Source organism: Bartonella sp. AP88XZML (assembly GCF_042195565.1).
In the GTDB taxonomy this organism is placed as follows: domain Bacteria; phylum Pseudomonadota; class Alphaproteobacteria; order Rhizobiales; family Rhizobiaceae; genus Bartonella.
Genome location: NZ_JBHIOQ010000105.1, coordinates 1 through 24,423 on the forward strand (window position 1 = coordinate 1; position 24,423 = coordinate 24,423).

Consider the following 24,423-nt stretch of genomic DNA (forward strand, 5'->3'; position numbering starts at 1 on the left):
TACACGATTAGATCCTTTTTCGTATTTCTGGATTTGTTGAAAACTGACACCTAAATAGCTTCCTAATTCCTTTTGAGAAAGTCCCATTGAAATTCTTCTATGACGGATCTTTTTACCTATTGAAATGTCGTTGAAATGTGAATTTTTAGTTTGCACTTCAAGCCCCCCTCCGGTTGCGAGCGCCCTCGCATTGGTATTCCGGGAGTAGTAAAGTACTGAGCTCTAGTCAGCATTTTTGCTTTTAGTGCTTATCACACCTGGACATAGCAAAAACTCCCGGAATCCCGGGACACCCACAAAGTGGGTTCATTCTTACGCTAGAGCTTAGGGCTTTACTATCCCTTATTGATCGTTGCGTGGACGATCAATATATCCTTTGAGTGATAAAGTAATTTCAAGGGATTGGCAAGAACAATTAAAAGATTTTCTAGTCTGTTATATTGTAAAATAGGGATGTTTGGGGGGGTGGTAATCTGATGTTAGTAGGGGAATTTACTGGGGAAGAGGTTGGATGATAGTTTAAAACCGGTGCGGGGTGGAAGCTTTATTCAGCAGAGGAAAATTTGCTTTTTGAAGTCGAATTGTAGATCAGAGCTTATCTGGCGTGTTTGATGAAACACCATTCTTTGAAGTGTGGGATAGCCATATGAAATAATCAGCAGGGAAATCTGATAGACGAGAAATCAGCTTGTTGCAGACCCGTGTTTACAGAGGGGCGTGGGGATGGCGGTTTTTGAGTTTCATTTGGCTTTTTTCTGTAATGATGTAAAAGCGTAAAAATGTGAATCTGTAAAATGAAGCGGAGGATTTGGGCTTTATGTGGGCTCTTATCTTTTTGGGTGTGTCCCATTTTTTTAATTTTTGAATGCTTGTCAAATTTTGTTGCTGATTTTTATGTCATTTTTTGTGTTTGAGGTTTTGGTTTCTCTTTAGTTGGAAGGAACATGATGATGGTAGATGAACATTGTCTTCCCTTACGTCGAAGAGGGCGGAAAAAAGGGACTTTAAATAAAACAACAAAGCGATTTAATGAAGCTCTTTTGACAGCGGCGGAGCAGGCTGGATATCACTATGGTGAAGATGGGCTGGTGTCTTATCTTCAGTATCATGCTCTCAATAATCCCGTACCGTTTTTTTCGCTTCTTGCAAAAGTGTTGCCTCTTCAGGAGGCTGGAGAAGGGCAGGTTAAAACAGTTTCGCGTATTGAGATTGTACCAGTGAATGCAAAAAATAGTGAACCGGAGAAGCATGATACCTCGATAACTGAGGCTTATGATATTGAAAAATGTTAGGCTGAGGTGGATGATGTGGGGTGATGTCTTGCAAGGGGGCTGCTTTGGTGATTACCTATCTTGAGGGGCTTGAAGCGGAGGCTATCGTGTTTGTGGGCGCTCGTGATATTGAGAAGGGGCTTTGGTGAATGATGCCGTAAGGGCCCGTGTGCTGGAGGGTTTGGTGCAAGGTATTTGTGTGGTGGATATGGAACAGTGTTTTGATGGGTGAGGGGCATGAAACTTGAGAGAAGTGTTATGCTTGCCTGATGCATGTGTTTTGGTGGGGGTATCTTGGGGGATAAAGTGTGAGGATTGGTGATGCTTGAGAGGCATGATATTGGAGGATGTTGGGCTTTGGATATGCCTGAGAGCCATGTGCTGAGGCTATGATTTGGTTGGGGGATGCCGTGCTTGTGGTTGGGGGATGACAGGCGCGGTGTTTGAGGGGGTGGGGCTTTTGTGCCTTGGGGGCTTGGGGCGCATAGGTGGGGTCAAGGGGATCTCATGCAAAAAAGTGAAATTTATTGAATATTAGGATGAAGAAAAGATAAAGCGCTGCTTTTGAGAAGGGCGTTTTTCGTTCAATTGCTCTTTTCGTTCAATTGCTCTGGGATCATTAAACTTGGGATAAGCAAAAGGGTGCAGCGCAATTATTGCTAAAGTATGAAAATTTATAATGACAACTGTTCAGAAAATTTCTCAAAAAATTGAGCAGAAAACGGCTCAAGTGGCTCTTATTCCAAAGCTTATTCCTGTCTTTACTGGAAATGCCGATGTGCGAGCCGCTTGGGGAGGACGCGGTTCTGGAAAAACACGTTCTTTTGCTTTGATGTCTGCTGTGGTGGGATATCGCCATGGAATGGCTGGAGAACGCGGGATTATTCTTTGTGCACGGCAATTTCAAAATTCTCTTAATGAAAGTTCTTTGGAGGAAATTAAACGCGCTATCGAATCTTATCCTTTTTTACAAGACTATTATGAAATCGGCGATAAATATATTAAGTCAAAAGATGGACGGATCGTCTATGTGTTTGCTGGGCTTGATCGCAATATCGCAAGTATTAAATCAATGGGGCGCGTTTTCCTTTGTTGGGTCGATGAAGCCGAGCCCGTGACCGAAACTGCTTGGCAAACCCTTATTCCAACTTTGCGCGAAGAAGGAAAAGATTGGAATGCAGAATTATGGGTGACATGGAACCCGTGCCATGAAAATGCAGCCGTGGAAAAGCGTTTCCGAAATGTCGATAATCCTCATATCAAAGGGGTGGAAATCAATTGGCGTGATAATCCGCAATTTCCTGAAAAACTTAATCGTGATCGAATGGACGATTTGCAGCAAAGACCAGAGCAGTATAACCATATTTGGGAAGGCGAATATCTCCAAGCTGTCCAAGGGGCTTATTATCAGAAATGTCTTCTCGAAGCCGAAATGGAAGGGCGGATTACAACTGTTCCACGTGATCCTTTGATGCAGGTGAGAATCTTTTGGGATATCGGGGGAACAGGAGCAAAGGCCGATGCTACCGCATTGTGGGTGGCGCAATTCGTTGGACGGGAAATCCGAGTGCTCGATTATTATGAAGCCCAAGGACAACCTCTCTCAGAGCATGTGGGCTGGGTCTTTCAAAGGGGATATGAAAAGGCTCTTATGGTCTTGCCTCATGATGGCGCAACAAAAGATCGTGTCTATAATGTGAGTTTTGAAAGTGCCCTTCAACAAGCCGGTTTTCAAACCAAAATAATTCCTAATCAAGGAACTGGCGCTGTGAAAATGCGTATCGAAGCCGTACGGCGGTTGTTTCCTGCACTATGGTTTAATCGTGAAACGACATGTGCGGGCAGAAAAGCGCTTGCTTGGTATCATGAAAAGCGCGACGAACAGCGCAATATCGGACTAGGCGCTGAACATGATTGGGCAAGCCATGGGGCCGATGCCTTTGGACTGATGTGTGTGGCTTATGAACAGCCAAATGCTAAAGCGCGAAAAAAACCTTATCGCTCGTTTCACCATTCTCAAACTTCATGGATGGCTTTTTAATGAATATGTCTACAGATTCTTCTTTTAATCAAATCGAAACGCTTGAAAATCAAGCTCTCTTTAAAAAACTCGTGGGTTGGTATCAGGATGATATTGATCATGTCGAAAAATGGCGAAAAAATGCCCAGGAAGATTACGATTTTTATAATGGACGGCAATGGAATGAGCAAGACTTGGCTGTCTTGCACGAACAAAACAGACCCGTGATGACTTTTAACCGTATTGCGCCTTTAATTAATGCCGTGATTGGGGCTGAGCGCAATAATAAAAGGCAAGTGCAATTTATCCCACGACAAGAAGGGGCTGCCTTTGCGAACCAGATTCTGACAGGGGCGGCTGAGTGGTTTCGTGATGAAGCCGATGGGGAATACGAAGATTCTGATGCCTTTCAAGATGCAATTATTTGCGGAATGGGGTGGACAGATACACGCCTTGATTATGAAGAAGATCCACAAGGAAAACCAATTATTGCGCGCTTAGACCCTATGAAAATGGTGTGGGATGCAAGTTCTGTCAAGCCTAATCTTATTGATGCACAACGCTTATGGTATATTGATGAAAAACCCCTTGCTGTGGCGCAGGAAATGTTTCCCAATGTTCATTGGAGCGATCTTAATGCTGATTGGGTTAAACATCAGAGTTTTTTACATTCAACCAGCGATGGGATGACACAAAGTTATCAGTCCGAGAGGGGGTATCAAGGAGAAGAGGGGAGCGGCTATCAACGTCCTAAAATGGTGACATTGGTAGAATGTCGCTGGTTTGAACGCGAGGTGGTTTATAAAGTCCTCGAGCCTCTAAGTGGAAAGTTTGTCGATTATTCAGAGCAGGATTTCCAAAATTTAAGCAAAACCTTTCCTCATGTCCAGGCAACAAGGTTGAACAGAAAAATTGTCAAACGGGCATTTTTAGGTAGAAAGCTGCTTGAAGCGCCTGATAAGCCCTTGGTTCCACCCAATCAATTGGGATGGGAGTGTATTACCGGTACTTTTGATAAGTTAAGTCGGCAATTTTACGGAATTGTTAAGCCAACAAAAGATCCGCAACGGTGGGCAAACAAATATTTTAGTCAAGTAATGCATTTGCTCAATAGCCAATCAAAAGGCGGAATTATGGCAGAGCGCGATGCTTTTGATGATGATCGACAAGCCCTCGAGAGTTGGGCTAGAGCCGATAGCATTACTTGGTTGAAAAGTGGGGCTGTCTCTGGCGGAAGAATCCAGCCTAAACCCGTGGCGCAATTTCCGCAAGGTTTTTTTCAATTGTTTAATGAAGCAAAGAGCGCTCTCGAACAGGTGACGGGGTTGTCTTCTGAATTTATTGGGACGCGAGCTGTCAATCAGCCTGGCATTCTTGAACAACAACGGCGGCAATCGTCACTTAATCTTTTGGCTTCCTTTTTTGATGGGTTGCGTCGATATCGGCAACGGCAGGGAAAAATTATTCTCTATCTTATTCAAAATTATCTGTCCGATGGGCGGTTGGTGCGTATTGCTGGTGATGAAAATGCCCAGTATGTGCCGCTGACACGCGAAATGGTGACAAGCTTGGAATATGATATTGTCGTGGATGATGCACCAACAAGTCTTAATGAAAAAGAGCGTACTTTTGCACTGATCATGCAATTGCTGCCTTTGATGCAAAATTTTACAACGCCTGAGATTATGCTCGATCTCTTACGCTATTCGCCTTTACCAGCTTCACTTATTCATAAAATTGCGATAAAGGCGCAAAACTCTTTTCAAGAAGAGCAAAATGCCTCAGCGCAGATGGGGGATAATGTGGGGACAGAGCAGATAATGCAGATGTTGCAGACAGCAAAGGCTCAACAATAGGGTGCTTTGTCATGCGTGACTTCTGATAAACGCCATATATCATAAATTGCTTATCGATTTTCGTAGTGCATGGGCTCCCTTTTCTTAAAAGAACTGTTTTGTAGGGCAGTGTTGTTGGGAAAAGTAGGGTGGAGAGGGAGGCTTGCCGTCATGTGGGGTGGAGAGCATTGGGGGAATGTTGGTGCTAAATGATGAGAGAGCATTGAGGGGATAAGTGCTTATGGGGCTGTTTTATCTGAAAAATTTGATTTTATTGTTTAAAAAAAGAAAAGGCTAATGTCATGGATCAAGAACACTTAACGCCGGCAGAACAAAACCAATTGAAACAAGATTTTCTGGTCTCAACACAAGAGGGAGAAGATGGTGAAATTGCAAGAGAAGAAAAAACTCTTGAAGATAATTTCCAAGGGCAAGTGCATCAACAACAGGACTCTTCGCAAAAGGCTGGAAAAGAGGTTCAAGGGGGAGAAGATGTTCCACCAGATCCACAAAAAGACTTCATGGGCTATATGCAATGGTTGGGAAAAACACTCCAAAAACAAGGGCTTGCACATGAAAAACAACAGCCTTCTCTGGCTCGCGAAGCAGAACAGTTGCATGCGTTTTTTCAGCAGTCTGTTGCCAGTGTTAAACAAAAGCATCATGATTTTGATCAAGCGGCTGATTTTATTTATGAAACGAGGGCTAAACAGTTGGCAGCTTGTGCTTCGCTCTATCCTGAGATGGCAGACCCCAAAAATATTGATGCGTTGATTGGTGATGAGTTGAAGCAGATCTTGCGCGATTGTGCGCAAAAAAATCAAAATCCGGCTGAAGTGATTTACACGATCGCACAAAAAATTGGCTACACAAATGTTCCGAATAACATGGGTGAAAATTTACAGGAAAGACACAATTCTGCACGTACTCTTGCTGCTTATAACGGTTTAACGCCAAATGGGCCGATTTCTTTGGATATGCTTGATAAAATGTCAGAAGCAGAGTTTAGCGCTTGGGTTGCTGATCCTAAAAATAAAGCCGCTTTTAATCGTTTAATGGGGGGAAGAGAATTTTAAAAACAAGAATGTGGCAGGTGTTTTTTGCGGGAATGTTAAGAGGCTTTTAGCGCAGGAGAATGCGAGGGGATTTCTCAAACACGGATGTGAAGAGGAGAGCTCTTATAAGGGGGAGGCAGACGCTAACAGAAATTAGATAAAACTCACGAACAACCTATTCACCATTTGAAATGAAATGTGGTGTTTTAACAACCGGCGCTTTGCCGGGTTTTTTATGTCAATAAAACTTTTAGAGGACAAAATGACTGTAACTTATATCGGACTTAATGACCCAATGGCAGTGCGCACATGGTCTAAATTACTAAACCAAGAAGTCTCAAAAGCACTTCCAATTGCACCGTTGATTGGAAATGATTCAAACAGTATCGTACAATTAAAAGATGAAACCACGAAAGCAAGTGGGGATGCTATTAGCTTTAATTTGCGTGTGCAGTTGCTAGGCGATGGGGTGAGCGAAGGGCAGACATTGGAAGGCAATGAAGAAGCTTTACAGTTTCTCAATGATCGCTTGGCAATTAATGAACTCGTTCATGCTGTGCGTGTCAAAAATGAGGGGACGATTGATCAACAGCGAATTCTCCATGATTTGCGCACCGAGGCAAAAAATGGCTTGGTTGATTGGTATGCAGATCGTTTGAGTATGATGTTCTTCGTTCAAGTGTGTGGATATACCGCTAAAGCTATTAACTTTGAGGGACGTACGATTAATCTTAAACCTGTTCATTATGGTTTTAATGCGCCAACGGCACCAACCGATAAACGCATTTTGCGCCCTAATGGAAAAACAAAAGATGAAGATTTAAAAGAAAATGATACTTTTGATCTTGATCTGGTTGATAAAGCTGTTGAACGGGCTAAATTGGCAAATCCAAAAATTAGACCCGTGCGGATTGATGGGGAAAATGTCTATGTGCTTTATCTTCATCCAACCCAAGTGACGCAATTGCGAACCAATACAGATGCGGGGCAATGGCTCGACATTACTAAGGCAATCTATAGTGGAAGTCGTATCAAAAATCCGCTCTATGATGGATCTTTGGGCATGTATAATGGTGTGGTTTTGCGCGAAGCTGAACATATTACCGAAGGAGTCGAATCTGGGACGGCAAATAAAGCTGTACCAAATGTGCGTCGTGCTGTTCTGCTTGGTGCGCAGAGTGCTGTGATTGCTTTTGGTAAAGATCGAGGGGCGACACGCTATAAATTGGTGGAAGAACTCTTCGACTATGAAAGAGAATTCGGGGTCGCGGCAAAAACCATTATTGGTATGAAAAAAACTTGCTTTACCTTGCCAGGAAGTACGCAAGGGGCTCAGGATTTTGGCACTATCGTCATCCCAACTTATGGAGCACCTGCTTAAAGCGAATGTTTGCTGACTTCCCCCAATAAGAGGGATCTGTTGGGGGAAAAATTTAAAATGCTTCCAGAAACAAGGACAGGCTTATGACCACTTTATCCACTGATCCCAAAAATCTAAACCTTACACAGTCAGACCATTCTAAAACTTTTGCTTATATGGTCGCCCTTATTCAAGATGAAATTGACGATACAACAGCGGAATATTCCCTGCAAATTCAAGATTCAATTTTTACAGCTTTGCGTGTGTGTGAATGCGAACCCTTTTTCTTTAATGAAAAAAGAGAAAGGACGTTTAAAACACAAAGTGGTAAAACATGGTATGGGCAAGAAGAGGGAGTTTTTATTGAATCAGAAAAGAGTTTAGAGGGCGTCTTTTTAGCAACAAAGAATGTAACACCAACAAAGTTGTTCTTTAAGCCCTTGGAAGTGTTGCATCAACAATATGGTATGCATCCTGCGCTAGGAACGCCATTCTTTTATACGTGCCTTGATCAAAAAATAGGACTCTTTCCAACACCAGAACATATGGAAACTGTACAGCTTTCTTATGCTCCTGTTCATTTTGCCGATGAACAGCTGAAAGAAAGCGATAATCCTTGGTTGATTTATGCTTTTGATCTTATTAAAGCACGGGCAAAATATGAACTTTATAAAAATATTCTTAAAGATCCCGAATATGCTGCCGTTTCTTTCAGAGATTTTCAAGAACAGCTTCAAGCTTTGCGCATTGAAACATCGCGCCGAAAAGGTTCTTCAAAGATTCGCCCAATGCGTTTTTAAAAAGGCTTTTTTCCAAATCGTTTATGGCTGGTTTATCCCTTATGGTTGGATGCGCGTTGGGTATTGATGGTGAAGGGCGTTGGGTAGACTATTATTGATGGGATCGTTTTTTCGATGAATTAATCAACTTAAGGTTGTTTATTTTGTTGAATTTTATGCCTTTAGAGTTTTAAGGGCTTTTGTGGTTTCAATTAATAAGCCTTGGTGTTTTAGAATGATACTGGGCTCTTCAAAGATTTTATGGAGAGTTCTAGGGCTCTTTTTCCAGTTATTGGGGGGCCGAGCAGTTGATTTTGGTTTGGCGCTGGTGGATGGCACTGGGGTGGCCATTATTGATGGTATCGTTTTTTCGGTGTGTTAAACAACTTTAGGTTGTTTGTTTTGTTGAATTTTATGCCTTTAGAGTTTTAAGGGCTTTTGTGGTTTTTTTATCAATAAGCCTTGGTGTTTTGAATGGCACTGGGCTCTTCAAAGATTTTATGGGGGTCTTGATGGCTTTTTTCCCAATCGCTGATTATCGACCCGATGTGGCGGATATCAATGGAATTTTTACCGATGAACTTGTTAATGTGCTCCCGGCGGATGGCTCCTATATCCCTATGCCAAGTTTTGAACCTTTATCAGAGCCTTGTCCGGAGCCAATCTTAGGCACTCTTGCGGTTAAAACAAAAAATGGGGTTTCTATTATTGTCGGGACAAGAGATAAAATCTACTTACTTGATAATACAACAATGAACTGGAAAGATATTAGCCAAAAAGGAAAATCTTATCTGGCTAATGTTGATGCTCCGTGGTCTTTTGCTTTGTTTGGTGATTTTATCATTGCGGTGAATGCCAATGATAAACCACAAGTGATTGATATTAACCATGATAAAACATTTAGAAATTTAGGAGGAAATCCACCACAGGCAGGGATTGTTCGAATCTGGGGAGATTTCATTTGTTTGATGAAATTAACCGAGCATCCAAGAAGGGTTCATTGGTCTGGATTAAATGATGCTGAATTTTGGACCGTGGGGAAAAAAAGTTGTGATTATCAAGATTTTCCTGATGGCGGATTCGTCCAAGGGGCAACGGAGACAACAAATCCAATTATCTTTATGCGTTCTGCAATCTATGCCGGTTCTTTTATCCCTGGCTCTAAGATTATTTTTAGTTTCCAAAAAATCCACGATAAACGAGGCGCAAAAAATGCTGAATCAATTGTTTGTAGAGGCGATTTAGCATTCTTTGCCGATGAGGGCGGGTTTTATCAAATAACAAATGAGGGACAGATTATACCCATTGGGTTCGAAAAAGTCGATCGAACGATGACCGCAAAATCAAGGAAGGATAATCTGTACACTCTATCTGCTGCTATCGATGGGGTGTATAATCGTGTTTATTGGATGGTTGATTCTGATGAGAATCTTCATAAACGTATCTTGCTCATTTATGATTGGGGGTTGCAAAAATGGACAAAAGCTCTCGTCGATATCAAAATGGTATTGCCTATTTTCTTAGCCGGAACAACCCTGGAAGGTCTTGATTTTGTGACTAAGAATATTGACGATTTATCCTTTTCTCTTGATAGTAAAGCTTGGAAAAATGAATCGCCTATTCTGGGGGCATTTGATCAACAGGGGAGACTGGGTTCGTTTTCTGGGTGTCCTATGGCTTGTGTCGTGACATCACAAGAAATGGGACAGACAAATGGCATGATAACACGAGTGAAAAATATTATGCCTCAAGTCAATAGTGGAAAGTTTTATTTGTCTGTGGGAATGCGCTTTCGACAATCTCTTGAAGAGGAAACTGTTTGGTTGCCAGAAAAACAGCCCTCTTATAATACTGGACAAATTCATTGTCGTGCAAGGGCACGGTTTTATCGCTTTAAATTGCGCATTCCTGAAGGGGTGAATTGGACTCATGTCACTGGATTTGATGTGGAATTGACGCGGGCCGGCATGCGATAGGCATGCCCTTTTGTAATACCATGCGATAGGCTCAAACCTCTATTATTAAAGAACAAATGCCCCATAGGCTTCCCAAGCCTTTATAAACAAAGGCACAATGCGATAAGCTGTGTCTTTATAATATGAAGAACAAGGTGGTGCGTTATGTTTCATGCTTTTCTGCGATAAAGGAAAAATAGGCTGCACAATGGTTTATTTTTATAAAGAAAAAAGTTCCCCCTTTGTTGTGACAAAGGGATGATGGGGCTTTTTTCTTTTATTGTGCGGGGGGCATGGAATGCGTGAAATGCGTAGGGATGCGTATTGCTCAAATGAGGGAAATGACAAAGCTAAAAGAGCTAAAATTATGATACAAGAGAGTCAAGATTTATATTCTGCTTATCTGACAGAGCAGTGGCCATGGGAAAAAATAGCTCCCTATCAAGAGGCTCTCAATGCTGCATTGAAAAAATATGTTCAGCGCTTTCCGGATGATGTTTGTCTGGAAAAAATTGCTGAAGAAATCGCTACAGGACAAGCACAATTGTGGCTGGTCTTAAAAAATAAAATCCAATTTAGTGCTTTTGCAATTACCAAAGTTGAAATAACCCATACGGGGAAAAAATGCGTCGTTCTCTCTGATCTTGCTGGAGAGGGAGGGCTGAAATTGGTCAAGTTGATTGATGAAGTCGAAAAATGGGCGCGAACAATTAATGCTGAAGAAATGCACATGTTTGGAAGAACTGGATGGGCGAAAAAGCTCGATCATCACGGATATTCTCGTAATCTTATTCAATATAGAAAGGTTCTGAACCCATGAGTAGAAAAACCACACCTCAAGTGCAAACAACAACACAAACAAATGCTCCACCTGCTTGGGCGGCTGATATTCTTAAACAAGCCAGTGCTGATGCACTTGGACTTTATAATAAAGGAATTGGCGGAAACGTTTATCAGGGAGACAGAGTCGCTGGTCTTAGCAATATGACAAAAAATGCGCTGACCGGTTTACAACAAGCAGCAGGGCTCTATAACAATCCAACGGTAACGCAATGGTTGAGTGCACCAACCAACAGCGCTACAAATCTTTCCGGTATGGCTAAGGGAAGCTGGATTGGAAGCAATAGTAAATTTAATACTGCATTGCAAAATGCTCTGAATAAAACGTCCGATGCAATTAATCAATCGATGTCGGGAGCAGGACGTTATGGCTCTGGGGCTCATACTGGTGTGCTGGCCGATGAGTTAGGCGCCTTGGCAACAAATGCTGCAGCACAGCAATATAATCAAGATATTAACAATATGATGAATGCAAACCAGATGATTGATCGCTCTCAGAATGATCAAGTTAATGCGGCAAATAGCTATTATCAAGGACAGAGTAACGTGCAAAGCAATGCTTTGAAAGGGGGTATGATTCAAGATATAAACCGCCAAAATGTCTTAGATGCTGAACGCCAAAAATGGTCAGAAAAAGATAATCAAGATTGGAACCGATTGCAAAGTTTGTTACAGGTAGGAACACAGGCTGCTGGAAATTACGGAACGACTTCAGGAAAATCCACGACAATGCCTTCTGTGACAAAAGATCCATTGCGTGATGCGCAGCAAGTACTTGGATTGGTCGGAGGAATTTTAGGGCTTTGTGACGTGAGAGCAAAAGAAAATATTATCCCTGTGGGGCAGAAAAAGGGATATCCACTTTATACCTTTAATTATAAGGGAAATCCACAACGTTATCAGGGCGTTATGGCGCAAGACGTGTTGCGTGTGAACCCTGAAGCTGTTTATGTCAATGCGAAAACAAAGTTATTGCATGTTGATTATGACAAAATAGGACTGAAAATGGAAAAAATGAAAGGGGAGAAAATACCGGCATCTAAAAATAAAATTGCGGCTTTCTTTTCTTCATTTTTTGCTCGCTTTCCCTTTTTGAATAAAGAGTATCTTTTATGAGTTCGATTTATGATTGGTCAATTATTGCATCAGAAAATGCTTATGTCGACGAGAATATAAACTGGGCAGAAGGGCAACCGCCAAGCACAGTCAATGATAGTGCTCGCGCTATGATGCAACGCATCAAAGAATATTTGTTGGATAATGGGGGCGGGATTGAAACACAGTTTACTGTCGATGTGGAAAACGAGAGAACGTCACTTCGTTTGGCAACAAAGTCTTTTTTTGAGACTTATATGGATGGCATTGTTGTGCGCTTTAAAGCACAAGGCGTCAATAGAGGAATAACAAATATTTCTTTGAATCAATTACTTCCACGACCAACTTATATGGCAACGCCAGAGGGTATTATGCCTTTAAAGGGCGGAGAAATTCAAAAGGGGGGGCTTTATGAAGTCGTCTATACGCGTGATATTGCCGGAAAAAATGCTGATGGCTGGTTTTTAACCAATCCTACTATAAAACTTCCTGAAATCCCTCCCTTTCCTCCTTTGCCTGAAACTTTTTCTTCTGGATTTATTGGGACTTTTGCTACAGAAAAAATACCCTCTGGATGGTTACTCTGTGATGGTAAAGAATATTCGCGAAGGAACTATGCCAATCTTTTTGCTGTTTTGGGAGAAACATGGGGAAAAGGAGATGGGAGAACAACATTCAATGTTCCCGATTTGCGTGGAATGTTTTTACGGGGGCTCGATAGTGGAAAAGAAATTGATAAAGGACGTCGCTTGGGAAGTCGACAAGAAGAGTCTTTTAAATCTCATACCCATGAAGGAAAAACAGATTCAACAGGTAACCACCAGCATAGTTATCCAATGATTGACGAGGTAGTTTGGGATATGAATCACGGTGAATATTATAGACATCTGGCTCAAGTCTACAATAAAGATCGGTTAACGAAGGCTGCGGGAGAGCATGAACATAAGGTCTTGTTGCAAAAAACAGGGGGAGATGAAACACGCCCCGTCAATATGGCGGTGGTTTATGCTGTCAAAGCCTGAGAATGAAAGCTTTGAGAGAAAGATAAAAATACTTACAAAATATTTGTTATGAAAAAAAGTCTTATTGAATATAAAGTCTTATAGAATATATTGTGTAGAAAGTTTTGAGGCGCTTTAGAAAAAAACTCAACTCTCTTTATTTTTTTATTTTTTGTGCTGCCTTTGTTGGATGTCTAAAGGTAAGTTTGCCTATTGTTCGTTAGAGGATCAAGACAGTGATTATTGAAGGTAGGGGGAGAACAAAAACCCTTTCTTTATTCATAGAGTTTTTGCTGAGGAATAAAGACTTTATCCAAAATGCTTCTCTCTTGTGGTATCGTGATACATTATTAAAACGTTGGGTTTAAAGCGTTGGGTTTAAAGCGCTGCTGTGCGATGACAAAAAGCCCATGGGTAAAATTTATTCTATTATGTTATGCCGTCAAACACCGTCATAAAAACACTATTATTGAAGCTGGTGATATAAGGAAAATAAGACATACAATACTTGATCCATTTAAGTATTGAAGAGACATCTATTCAGTGGAGGGCTTGCTTGGTTAAGCCTTATGCAAGTGAATCATATAAGTGAGCAGCAGACGGAATCCCTTCAGAGTAGTTGGATTGTTTTATAAACCGATGTGGGGCTAAAATCTTTGTCTTTTGAGGTGGCGGGAAGAGGTCAACGGATATGTTTATTTAAAGCGAGAAAAGGCAAAATGGTACTCTCCCTCTTTTGGGTAGAGCGTGTATGCAAAAAGCATTCTTTTTTTCAAAATGGGCGCTGGGTTTGCGAAGTCTTTTGGCGATGCGTTTAACACATGGTGAGTAATTGACTCTCTTAGATGCATTTTGTACTTGTCAGGAAACTTCTTGAAACAGAATGAGAGTGATACGAGAAAATCTGTAAGACAATAGTTTGTTCCGTTGTGTTGTAAAATACCATTGTTTGAGATGCGGTTAAAATTTTATGCATGGGGTGTTTTTCATCTGTACGTATTCCTAAAGCAGTGTTGTTTGTAGAGTAACTCTGGACAGGGGATGCATGACAAGGATGCATTTGAAGGTAAGCCAAGTTAAATCTGTTAGATACGAAGCCAGATTGTTGACAAACCATTGTTTATTGATTGGTATTATTTAAAGATCGGTGTGGTTTTGTCCTTTGGGGAAAGCTAACACAGCATGCAAGGTGGTCAAACATTTTTCTTTGGTTTCAGGTGATAAAGTCAACATTTTAGGTGGAAAACAGGGTATAATCTAAAAAAATGTCTTGTAAAAATTTTCGATGAGGAAATTTTTTCAAGAGGTTTTCTGAGAAATGCAAGAGCCGTACAACGGAAAAAGATATTCAAATGCTTAATACGCGTTTAGCTTATCAAAAAGGGGGATATAATGGCACTTTTTCCATTTTCTATTGCTGATATTGATGATCCTGAATGTATTCGTGTGGTTCTTTATGCTAGCGGAAGAATGGGACATGCTCCTTTGAATGCTCTGTTGAAGCAAACACGTCAAGATCTCCAATGTTTTGATAAAATACAGACTCAAAATATTCTCCAACTTACACAGCGTTTGGATATTTTAGAACAACAATTGAAAACGATTATCAAAGATCTTGAAGATGTGAAACACAAACAAGACGCTGAAGAAGCGGATAAAAGTAAAACGATGGGTGATTAACCATCTCGATTTGTGTCTCTATGGGATTTAGCTCCTTTAAAGCAGTGAGATAGATAGTTGTGAACAGGATAGTTATTTGCCTGTCCATAGAGCATTTATTTTTTTGATCAACCAAAAATGAAAAAGAGGTATTCTATAATGAAAAAATTGATTTTAATATTTTTAGCTTTGTGTCTTACTGGACCAGCTTCTGCACGTTTGTGGACTATTTCAGATGATTGTTCAGATATCGGCGGAACAATGGTTCGCTCACAAATCATCAATAATATTTCTGTCATTCCATATAAAAATTTGCAAGGGGTAAATATTCTCTCTGTTTTAGAAACGAGGCCTACAGAAGAGCCAGAAATGTCAAAAATTGTAGGAAGAACATTTCATATTCAAAGTCCTGAGATTGTTGAGCTGGCCTATAGAGCTTACAGTACATCGCAATTCGTTGATATTTGTTACAGAAGTAACTATTCAATCAATGTTATTCGAGGGCTGAGAGTGCGTGATAATTAAGCGTATTATCTGTATTCGTTGTGACTTAAATAGGCGATGCTTGGAAAATGGTCAATCTTCTACACTAAGGCTATTTTAACCCTAGCAGTTTTCTGATTTACAGTTTTTACTCAGAGTATAATCGTTCATGTTTTACAGAATTCATGAGTTATCGGTATTGAGGATCTATCTTAAGATATTCAACTACAGTTGATTCTATTTTAAACTGAGTGATTTTGTATCAATCGTCGTTTGAGCTTAGATGGCAATTTCATTCTAGCGTTTGGTGTTAGACAGATTTAAGCTTAGTGAGGCTGTAAATACGTGTCTTAATTGTCTTTGTTGACAGTATGCCGCTTGCGATAGGCAATAAATCATAGACACATTTTGAATCCGTAGAGTGCACGTACATTAACAATGGCAGACATTGTCAGTGGTAGATATCGCCAATGGTAGAGCTTGTGCATGCGGTGTTTTGTTGTGTGCATGAGTCATCATTCACGCGGCATCAATAAGGGAAGGCTTTGCTGTAGAGCCTGTAAAATAAATCGTGCAACAGCGGGGATAGAGGTAAGAATAGACTGAGATGAGGCAGTCTTATCACGGGCTAAAGCTGGTTAAAATTCTCGTCTTTAAGGAGGCGAGGAGGTTAAAAATATCCATTAGATTGCATGGGGATGCATTTCATGTCCGTTGCAATAAATTTAAAAGAGGTAAATTATGAAAAGCTTTTTGAAAAAAATATCCATCGTTTTGGTGATAATAGCATTAACAACAGGTGTTTCTCATGCTGGAGTTTATGAACAAAACGGTTATCTTAATTCGGTTCAAGTCGTTAGCGCAGGAGCACAATGTCTCCTAGAGCTCAGATACGGTATCAGCCCTACTTCAGACATTCAAAAAGGTGTTTGGGGCTGTGATAACATTGTTGGAAAAAGTATTTTGGATTTGGCAAAAACCGCAGTCATTTTGAACAGAAAAGTAATGGTTATTTTTGAAGCGGGTCATGTGCCAGCAAAAAGGGTTTTAGCCATCACTTTAAAATAAGATCAATAGGGGTTTTTCTCCCTTTTTATATCTGTAACGCTTCAAGAGGTTACAGGTATAAAATATGGAGTGTATATCAAAGGTATAAAAATGTTTCAAAGAGCATTCTCAGTATTTTTAGTGACAGTTTTATTTTTTTTCTTTTCAGATGTAAATCTGTCATATGCTATTGATCCTCCCCATATGGTTTTCCGTATAGATGATCGCTCTCCATCTGTTATATTCTTTGGAGGAGGTTTTGCCCCTTGGGGGGATGATCAGGATATCATACATCATGTAACTGGGCACTCTCTTGCTCAACAGACTTCAGCATTTGTGTCTACAACTGCAAATATGGATGCAGTTTACAGAATGGCGCGGCAACAGATTGCTAATAATCCTGATGAAACGTACTGGCTATATGAAATTATTCCAGATATAAATTTTTATTATGTTCCTAACTCACTCTTTGATACAGCCATGTCTGCTGACAACGTTGTTCAACATGAACAAGTTATGGATCTTTATTATGCATATTTATGGCAGGATGAATGGGCTTCGCTGGGGGCAATCAATACAAATCATATATACTCTGCAAGAAGTATTATGCGGCAAGCGAATGGTGATATTGTCATTGGTCCTAGAACCTTTAATTCTCTTTTTGTTGCCGCTCCATCACAAGTAAATTCGGGGACACTTCCTTCACAAGATTACACTTTTTTATCAGCTTATTATTCTGATAGCGAGGATGCGTTATCTCCAATGTCACTGGCATTTCTTGTAGAATCCTGTAACAGCTCTTCATCCAGTGGTCATATGGAGCGTTCTGGGGATTCTTCCTGCAGCACATACAAACATTCTGTTGATGATATTATGTATAAAATGAATCTATGGTATGAAGCTCTTTAAAGAATTACAGCTATATCTTGCTATTTAATCAAAAACAAAAAAGTAGGAAGATAGCGCATTTCTGTTTTATTTGATTGGTTCTGATGCGTATAGTGCGTAGGGCAGAGAAAATTTTTCGGTATTATGAAGTGTGATAGGGGTGCTATAAAGCATAGGTGTGACATCATCAAAAATGGAAGCGTTGATTTAACAGTATTTGTTTACCTCGATTAGAAAATCCGTTTTTTTCTTTGTTTGGAGTTTTACATCAATAATTTCTTATCTTGTTGTCGTGCTGCTTTTTGAGAGTGCGGTGATAGAAGGCATGTAAGTTTTATATATTGAAGTGTTTGTGTGTGGTGAATATGGGGAGTGTTTTTTTCGTCATGTGATGAACTCTTCGGGCGGTGGGGATTTTGTCCATAAAGCGTCATAAAATATCGCTTTTTGTTCTATGGTGATAGAGATCCCATGAGGGGAAAAGACAAAGGGGAAAGTCAAGTGGATTTTGCGAGCCAATCATGTAAACTGGAACGAATTCCATGCGGATATAAATCAGGTTCTGTTTGTTGCATATAGCGCTATTTGTTGCATAACTTGTGATAGCCAATTCTCTAAATAAAGGGATTTGACCGGTAGCAGAAAAAAGGAATCATTACGAGACAGTAAGTGTGCTTGTTTCAGAATGTCTAATGCTTTTGCATGACAAAGGAACGCGAAACTCTGTCACGCCTTCCTTTCATATTTTCGAGTTCAGGGGTGTCCATATATTTTCTTCAACTTGATTTTTATGCATTGGACACAAGGGAATTGGATGCAAGGGAATTGGATGCAAGGGAGTTGAAGGCTAGGGAGTTGAAGGCTAGGGAATTGGATGCAAGAGATTGAGATATAAGAGATTTGGATACAAGAGATTGGGATGAACATTTTTGGGATAAGCAAAGCTAATATGTTACGCTCGTTGTTTTACAGCGCGTTTGATAAAAAGCTAGGACATCTTTCCAATCCATTATGTATGTAACTTTAAGGCGTTGTTTTCTTAAGAGAGTGCAGAGCTTTTTTTGTTGCTTGTCAATCAACATCAAATTTCAAAGCTGTAGCATGTTTGAGAGAAAGAAGAATGAGAGCCTTACGGATTCAGAAGGGCAAAACTCTCTGAGCGATTCCAGCTTTTGTAAGCTAGACTTTATATATGCCAGATGAGGGCTGTATTTGAGTGATTTCTGAAATAGGAAGACAACCTTATTGAGAAAAAATATAAAGTCATATCAATCACTCTTCGGACTATCATCTTTTTCCTTTATAATTTTCAAAACTATCTATAGCAATATTATTTAAATAATGAAGATAATGCCTTATGCTTTTATGTATCGTGTGTCTTCTTGGGATCATGCCTCTCACATAAAAACAGAATGCCTCAAATATTAAAATATTATTTGTCTCCGAATATACATTTATTGCATATTCATGGACTTGTTTTTAAAGAGATATCCCACTCCCAAGTCCCTTTTACAAGAACACTCGTCAATGGTATAGGGGTAAAGCCCCTATGAAATGTATAAAACTTATAAGGTAACTCCCTCATCTTTATGCTTCATAAAAGTGCAGGTTGGTACTCTCATATATTTTTCCAGTTTCCAATGTTACGAAAGCCTTGGTTCGTGAGACGATTCATAAGAGGCATATGCCTTTTTTGTACAGTTTTTAATCCACATACCAGCTCCGCTTGTAACTTGCAAGCGACATGGTTTTGATCGTTCCAACAGAAAACAAATTTAGGATGAGAGAATCCTGTGGTATTAGGGTTTCTCATTCAACGTGCAAAACAATAAATACTCTTTATAAATCAATATGACATGTCTTAAAGAAGACGAATTGTTTATAAAGCCGCATGGATGAAGAATCTTCGTCTTTTAAGGTGGTGAAAGAAAATCATAATCCCTATTTTTTCATAAAGGGCATGAGAAAAGTGTTTCATAAGAATTATATACGATAAGAATTATACGATAAAAAAGAGAGTCTTTTGACATAAGAGTCTTGATCGTTTGCGGCTATAACCTGTATTGTGTACACAGATACTTCTATCATTTTTTGCTGTAAAAGCTTCTCTTGGGATATTAAAGGGTACAATCTTTATGGAAAAAAGAATCCGAGCAAGACAAAAGGCTTATTTCAAAAGATTATATCGCAAGATTGCTTTTGTTTGCATAATACTTTTTTGTATAGTGTTTTTGTGTTTTGTTGTTGCAAAGGTGGTTAGTTATTTTTCTTCTCATAAAAAAGTAACACAACAAGCACCCGTTGAATTGGTTATTCCTGTTTTTGATCTACGCGTATATTGCAAGGAAATTTCTGCTTCCGTTATGCCCGATATGAAAAGAGAGGTTTATCAGCATTGTCTTAATTTGGAAAGTGAGGCCTATTTTGCTATTCGTGAAATGTGGGATAAGCTTTCTGATAGTGCTAAAAAACAATGTTTGACGAGGGTCCGTCCTGGGGATGGAAATTATTTTCTCTTACGAGACTGTTTTCTGAATGAAAGAGAAAATAAAACAGGCAAAAGGCGCAATTACTTTTAAGTTTTTATATGGAAAGTTAAAAGGATGCGAATTTTGATGAAAAGATAAAAACCTCTTAAATTACTATCTGCCTCAAGAGCAGTAGAAATTTGACTTATTTATCTTGTTATATCGCACTTCTTATTTAAGGTGTGGCGACATAAGGTATGGATGGCTTCCTTGAAATGTTTAAGGGGGCGTGGTGGAGTTTCAGGAGGATTTGTTGCGCTTTTTTAAGGGAAATAACGAGTGTGGGAAATCCATTTCGTGATGGTTCTGGTGAATGGTATAATGGTAAAACCCTTATGAAATGTATAAAATTTATAAAGAAAGTTCATCTTTATGGTTTAAAAAAGAGTAAGCTGGTACTATCTCACACTTTGCTCGCTCCCAATGGTGCCTCTCGACAGCCCTTTAGCCTTAGAGACGGTTCATAAGAGGCACTTTTAGTCTTTTTATCGTTTTTACTCCACGCAGGTTTTCCCACATGTAACATGCAAGAAAAAGAGATTGATTCAACAGCAAACAGATTGAGGATGAAAAATCCTACGATATTAATTTTCTTACTCAACACAAAAAATATGAATTATCATTACAAATCAATTCAGTGTATGAATTTTATAAGTATTTTCATTGTTAACAGACCAGTGTGATTTGAGAACCTTCCTTCTTTGAGGGTGTAAGTCAATAGACATGACAAAAATGAGTAAAAAAACATTCCTTTTATAAACATTTACCGCTTCTTCATGCGTAAAGCGCTGTGCTGGGTTTAAAAATGTGCTTGTTTTATAATTCTAGTTTTCTTTATCAGAAAAGATAAGTAAGGAAATACGTTAGGCCATTCTTATTGATAGGCTTTGAGGAGGGTATTTTTTTGAGAAGAAGCTGATTTTTAAAAAAGTGTGACATATTGGTCGTTTTTTTCATAATTTGATATTTTTTTGTATTTAAATATTTTGTTTTTAAGCTCAATTTGTTATAAATAAAAACTGTGATTAACTTAAAAACTCTATGGGTTAAAATAAAAATTGATAGTATCATTGACTTGTTTGGGAAAGAAGATTGATCTCTTGGTGATTATAGGGCTTGAATAATACTTCGTGTTAATCTATCTATAAAAGTTAAGAGGTTTTGTGAGGCGATCGTGGATTATCGCTCGCAAGGGGTTGCTTTAGCGATGAAGAGAGGCTATATTTATAAAATAAAGAGGTTCGCGCAGTGACTCGTTGGGATGGAAGTGCTTGTGAGTTAAATGCACGAGGGGGTAGAGGATATCGGCGTTTTTAGGAGCGGTGGTTTTAGAGCAAAAAAGGAAGCTTATACTATTCTCTGGCAGGAATTTTTTCTTTGTCAGGGGTGTTATATGTGTGTTTCCCTTTTTGTTTTCCACAAGATAATTATTTTTTTAGTGAAATATGGTTTATTTTAAAAAAAACACTTGGCATTTTACGTGAACATCATTAGGTTTCTGCTGTTTGACAGAGAAAAAGGGAATTTTTGATTTACGATTTCCCTGCTGTTTTGTGATTTTCAAGAAAATATATGCTTTTATCAATATCAGTAGGGTTCGTTTGAGTGAAATAAACGCGGATAGCTTGATAATCGTATGTTAAACATGATCAGCATTATCAAAAGATAATGCAATGAGGAAGCGTCAATTAAGACACACATAAGACAAACACTCCAAAAAGGGATAAAGATGAGGCCACAACAAAATAGACGGGTACGCGGTCGCAATAATAACAATAATGGTAATAACAATAATAATCGTCGCGGTCCTAATCCGTTGTCTCGCAATTATGAAAGTAGCGGTCCGGATGTTAAAATTCGCGGGAATGCTCAGCAAATTGCCGATAAATACATAAGCCTTGCGCGTGATGCACAAGGTGCAGGCGATCGTGTTATGTCGGAAAATTATTTACAACATGCCGAGCACTATTTGCGTATTATTTTAGCAGCAACTGGGCAAATGTCTCAATCGGTTCGGCGTGATGAAAATCGTGGTGATGAAAACGAAAATCGTGATGAAAACAATGGGCAAGAATGCGGTGAAATAAATCTTGATGGTGAAAAAAAGGATGCTGTCGAGGGTGATACAGATGTATTACAAATGTCGTCGCAAAAAAATGGCAATGGCCAATATGATAAAGCGCAAAATGGGGATGCGCGTGAAAACGCTTTAGAGGCTCTATCGGATGAAAAAACAGATCAAGAGCACTGCCTCTCTGAGAAAAATGTTGAACCTGTCAAAAAAATACGTCGTTCTCCTCGTCGACGTACTGTACGGACTCAAGATGAATCATCTCTTGAGCTTTCACTTACAACAGCAGAAAGCTCTAGCAATGGAGATGCATCAACAGCAACAAAAACAGCAACAAAAGAGGATTCTTCTTTGCCTGGATTAGGTGAGGGGATACAGAGAAAACCACGCCGTCGCCGAGTGGTCAATCTTGAGGCAGAGGAAAATGTTTAAACCTGAAGGGTGCTGTGTAAGCCCGCTTGTGTGGTGATGTTATTGGCATCATGATAATAAATTATAATATGCTCAAGAAGCTTCTTGCGCTTTCCTTGAGTTTTCATGGGGCTGTATCAGAAACTTAACGAAGGCTGTTGACAGAAAAGATTGCCTCTTTGCTGAGATTTAAGTAAGGGGATATAGAGAAAACCACATCCGTGTATTTTAAGAGGCAGTTCTTTTATGAAGAACGCAATGTCGTTGTTTTATTTAATTCACACTTATATTCAATGTATTCATGCCCATTTCGCGCTGGTGTTCATGAATTCTATCATGTGAAATCCATCGGCTATCTTTGCTTAATAAAAGATGTAAGCTGGGCGTTATTGCTTTAATTTTCAATGTTGCAACAGTTCTTCTTTTGATAGCGGATCATTCATAAGAGGTATTTTATTCATCGATTTCCTTGCTAGGATATGTGAGGAAATGATTTTGATGAGCTTCATCATAAATAGATTTGAGATGAGAGAATCTTACAGTATTTGAGATTCTCGTTTGACATGCAAAATAAATCATCACTATAAATTAATATGTTGAATTTTTACACTCAAGAAGAGGTATTTCTTGCACGTTTATTAGCTTTTCCCAAGTGATGTCAGTTTTCTTAAAAATGGGAATGCGTTGACAGAAAGGTTGCTTCTTTTCCAAGATTTAAGTGAGGGGATACAGTAAAAAACGCGCCGTCGCCCGTGTGGTGAATATTTAATGCTTATCACATTGATTTATAATAATAATTCATTGTTTTGAATGTTAGGTGAGAGCCCCTAAACCCCTAGAATTCTCTCATTTCCAAATTTGTTCCATGTTGAATCAACAAAAAACATTCGCCTGCACGTTGCAAGCGGGGGGAGAGCCCGTGTGGATAAATTTGTATAAGAAAGGAATAAAAATGGCTCTTATGAACTCTCTCTCTAGCGCCAAGGATTGTCAGCAACACCCACGCGCTGGCAAAGCGTGTGATAATGCCGGCTTGCAGAAAATGTTTAAACCTTCAAGGATGCTATGTCAGCGCTTATTGATGTTAGTTTGCTTAATGAGGCATTATCTTCGTTCTCTCTTTTGTTGTTTCAATAGAAAGAATGGAGACAAGTGCACCGGTGCGATAATTGTAAATCATAAATTTTGTTTGTCCATCAGGGGTTAAAACTTTCAGTACAATATTGTGTTCTGAGAGGCTTTGCGACAAAATCTGTGTTTTTTCCGGTAGAGAGAGCGTATGATGGATAACGTGTGGGTTTTTGCTGAGAGAGGAAGATAGCTCTGTTTGTTTTGGCGCTGATCCGGTTGTTATCACTTTATAAACAATTAAAAACAGTACGGTTAGAATAAGGAAAAGCGTTATTAAAACGGAAATAATCATTAAACCCATAAGTTTTTTTCTTACTCGTTCTACAGCAGGGTCTAAAGGGAGATCTTGAGGCAGAGAATTTTGCTCTGTGTGATGGTCTTTTGAAGGTTGCATTCGCTTATTATCCATCATGTCTTTCATTGATTATTTTTTTGAGATCTGATGGGTTTATGCTTTTAAAGTTTTTTGTGCAAGAGGTTTGTGGAAGAAGAATGCAAAAGAGGAAGCGATGTTGGTAAAATATCTTCTTTCTGGACTGTAGACAGCTTGTCCTTTACGTTTTGGCTTTTAAGCAGGAAATTTCCATGGTTTGTTACAGACCAGATCAAGTTTACTTCTTGTTGATGTAAATTGGGGTGTACGTTTATACATTGAGCAAAAATTTGTTGTCCATAAAGTGCAAACTTTTTTGTGGACGGGACCATGGACTGTTCACAAGCTTGAGCCGTGGGATAGATTTTAACCATTGTATTGTTCGAATAGCAACTATTAAAATCATCTGTACATGAAACTAATAAGAGGATAAAAACAAGGGGATTCATCAATTATTTTCCAAATGACAGGTTGACAGCGCGGACTCCAATTTGTCAGCCTAGGGGCTTCTTCACTGTTAAACGCTTTCAAAGTTTTTTAGTTCCCCTTTGAGATGCGGGTTCCCCTTTGAGATGCGGGTTCCCCTTTGAGATGCGGGTTCCCCTTTGAGATGCGGGTTCC

Annotated in this window: 22 protein-coding genes; 18 read left to right on the top strand and 4 right to left on the bottom strand. The window is 39.5% G+C overall.

From position 1 onward, the window contains the following. A partial coding sequence (locus ACFIK2_RS09650; RefSeq protein ID WP_375677236.1) for a helix-turn-helix domain-containing protein occupies nt 1-156 on the bottom strand: 156 nt, incomplete at its 3' end. 794 nt (nt 157-950) lie between these two features. Here ACFIK2_RS09650 and ACFIK2_RS09655 point away from each other — a divergent pair. From ACFIK2_RS09655 to ACFIK2_RS09725, 15 genes are all read left to right on the top strand, one after another. Continuing rightward, nucleotides 951-1,292 (top strand): hypothetical protein, encoded by a 342-nt coding sequence (locus tag ACFIK2_RS09655; protein WP_375677237.1) that lies wholly within the window; start codon nt 951-953, stop codon nt 1,290-1,292. Between the two features lie 658 nt (nt 1,293-1,950). Beyond that, the gene (locus tag ACFIK2_RS09660; RefSeq protein ID WP_375631846.1) at nt 1,951-3,312 is read left to right on the top strand and encodes a PBSX family phage terminase large subunit; all 1,362 of its coding nucleotides are present in this window, start codon (nt 1,951-1,953) and stop codon (nt 3,310-3,312) included. Next, complete coding sequence (locus ACFIK2_RS09665; RefSeq protein WP_375677227.1) at nt 3,297-5,147, top strand: portal protein; 1,851 nt, start codon at nt 3,297-3,299, stop codon at nt 5,145-5,147. The genes ACFIK2_RS09660 and ACFIK2_RS09665 overlap by 16 nt, the downstream gene beginning before the upstream one ends. A gap of 281 nt (nt 5,148-5,428) precedes the next feature. Then, nucleotides 5,429-6,202 carry a hypothetical protein gene (locus ACFIK2_RS09670; RefSeq protein WP_375677228.1) on the top strand — a complete coding sequence of 258 codons (774 nt, stop codon included), beginning with the start codon at nt 5,429-5,431 and terminating at the stop codon, nt 6,200-6,202. A gap of 241 nt (nt 6,203-6,443) precedes the next feature. Next, entirely contained in the window at nt 6,444-7,562 is a 1,119-nt protein-coding gene (locus tag ACFIK2_RS09675) for a N4-gp56 family major capsid protein (RefSeq protein ID WP_375677229.1), read from the top strand. Between the two features lie 83 nt (nt 7,563-7,645). Further along, nucleotides 7,646-8,341: a hypothetical protein gene (locus ACFIK2_RS09680; RefSeq protein WP_375677230.1), complete on the top strand. Its 696-nt coding sequence runs from the start codon at nt 7,646-7,648 to the stop codon at nt 8,339-8,341. A gap of 214 nt (nt 8,342-8,555) precedes the next feature. Then, nucleotides 8,556-8,702: a hypothetical protein gene (locus tag ACFIK2_RS09685; RefSeq protein WP_375677231.1), complete on the top strand. Its 147-nt coding sequence runs from the start codon at nt 8,556-8,558 to the stop codon at nt 8,700-8,702. Nucleotides 8,703-8,832: 130 nt separating this feature from the next. Then, nucleotides 8,833-10,296, top strand: a complete 1,464-nt coding sequence (locus ACFIK2_RS09690) for a hypothetical protein (protein WP_375677238.1) — start codon at nt 8,833-8,835, stop codon at nt 10,294-10,296. Between the two features lie 346 nt (nt 10,297-10,642). Next, on the top strand, nt 10,643-11,095 hold the full coding sequence (locus tag ACFIK2_RS09695; RefSeq protein ID WP_375677239.1) for a hypothetical protein: 453 nt from the start codon (nt 10,643-10,645) through the stop codon (nt 11,093-11,095). Further along, complete coding sequence (locus ACFIK2_RS09700) at nt 11,092-12,231, top strand: tail fiber domain-containing protein (protein ID WP_375634553.1); 1,140 nt, start codon at nt 11,092-11,094, stop codon at nt 12,229-12,231. The genes ACFIK2_RS09695 and ACFIK2_RS09700 overlap by 4 nt, the downstream gene beginning before the upstream one ends. Continuing rightward, a complete protein-coding gene (locus ACFIK2_RS09705) occupies nt 12,228-13,232 on the top strand; it encodes a phage tail protein (RefSeq protein WP_375677232.1) in 1,005 nt (334 codons plus the stop codon). Before ACFIK2_RS09700 ends, ACFIK2_RS09705 begins: the two co-directional genes overlap by 4 nt. Before the next feature lie 1,371 nt (nt 13,233-14,603). Beyond that, entirely contained in the window at nt 14,604-14,891 is a 288-nt protein-coding gene (locus ACFIK2_RS09710; RefSeq protein ID WP_273791311.1) for a hypothetical protein, read from the top strand. A 138-nt stretch (nt 14,892-15,029) separates the two neighbouring features. Continuing rightward, nucleotides 15,030-15,395: a hypothetical protein gene (locus ACFIK2_RS09715; protein WP_375617995.1), complete on the top strand. Its 366-nt coding sequence runs from the start codon at nt 15,030-15,032 to the stop codon at nt 15,393-15,395. A gap of 699 nt (nt 15,396-16,094) precedes the next feature. Then, on the top strand, nt 16,095-16,421 hold the full coding sequence (locus ACFIK2_RS09720; protein WP_375617996.1) for a hypothetical protein: 327 nt from the start codon (nt 16,095-16,097) through the stop codon (nt 16,419-16,421). 90 nt (nt 16,422-16,511) lie between these two features. Then, complete coding sequence (locus ACFIK2_RS09725) at nt 16,512-17,309, top strand: hypothetical protein (RefSeq protein WP_375617997.1); 798 nt, start codon at nt 16,512-16,514, stop codon at nt 17,307-17,309. A 242-nt stretch (nt 17,310-17,551) separates the two neighbouring features. On the opposite strand, the gene ACFIK2_RS09730 is transcribed toward ACFIK2_RS09725, so the two are convergent. Beyond that, nucleotides 17,552-17,722: a hypothetical protein gene (locus ACFIK2_RS09730; protein ID WP_375633301.1), complete on the bottom strand. Its 171-nt coding sequence runs from the start codon at nt 17,720-17,722 to the stop codon at nt 17,552-17,554. 1,701 nt (nt 17,723-19,423) lie between these two features. Between ACFIK2_RS09730 and ACFIK2_RS09735 the strand changes: the two genes are divergently transcribed. The 3 genes from ACFIK2_RS09735 to ACFIK2_RS09745 all read left to right on the top strand — a co-directional run bounded on the left by ACFIK2_RS09735 (nt 19,424) and on the right by ACFIK2_RS09745 (nt 22,319). Beyond that, the gene (locus tag ACFIK2_RS09735) at nt 19,424-19,867 is read left to right on the top strand and encodes a hypothetical protein (RefSeq protein WP_375610680.1); all 444 of its coding nucleotides are present in this window, start codon (nt 19,424-19,426) and stop codon (nt 19,865-19,867) included. 230 nt (nt 19,868-20,097) lie between these two features. After that, a complete protein-coding gene (locus ACFIK2_RS09740) occupies nt 20,098-20,283 on the top strand; it encodes a hypothetical protein (RefSeq protein WP_375677233.1) in 186 nt (61 codons plus the stop codon). Nucleotides 20,284-21,545: 1,262 nt separating this feature from the next. Beyond that, entirely contained in the window at nt 21,546-22,319 is a 774-nt protein-coding gene (locus ACFIK2_RS09745) for a DUF4167 domain-containing protein (protein WP_375677234.1), read from the top strand. A 1,072-nt stretch (nt 22,320-23,391) separates the two neighbouring features. Here ACFIK2_RS09745 and ACFIK2_RS09750 read toward each other — a convergent pair. After that, nucleotides 23,392-23,841 carry a hypothetical protein gene (locus tag ACFIK2_RS09750; RefSeq protein ID WP_375677235.1) on the bottom strand — a complete coding sequence of 150 codons (450 nt, stop codon included), beginning with the start codon at nt 23,839-23,841 and terminating at the stop codon, nt 23,392-23,394. Nucleotides 23,842-23,885: 44 nt separating this feature from the next. Further along, nucleotides 23,886-24,251 carry a hypothetical protein gene (locus tag ACFIK2_RS09755; RefSeq protein ID WP_375633374.1) on the bottom strand — a complete coding sequence of 122 codons (366 nt, stop codon included), beginning with the start codon at nt 24,249-24,251 and terminating at the stop codon, nt 23,886-23,888. Nucleotides 24,252-24,423: the final 172 nt, after the last annotated feature.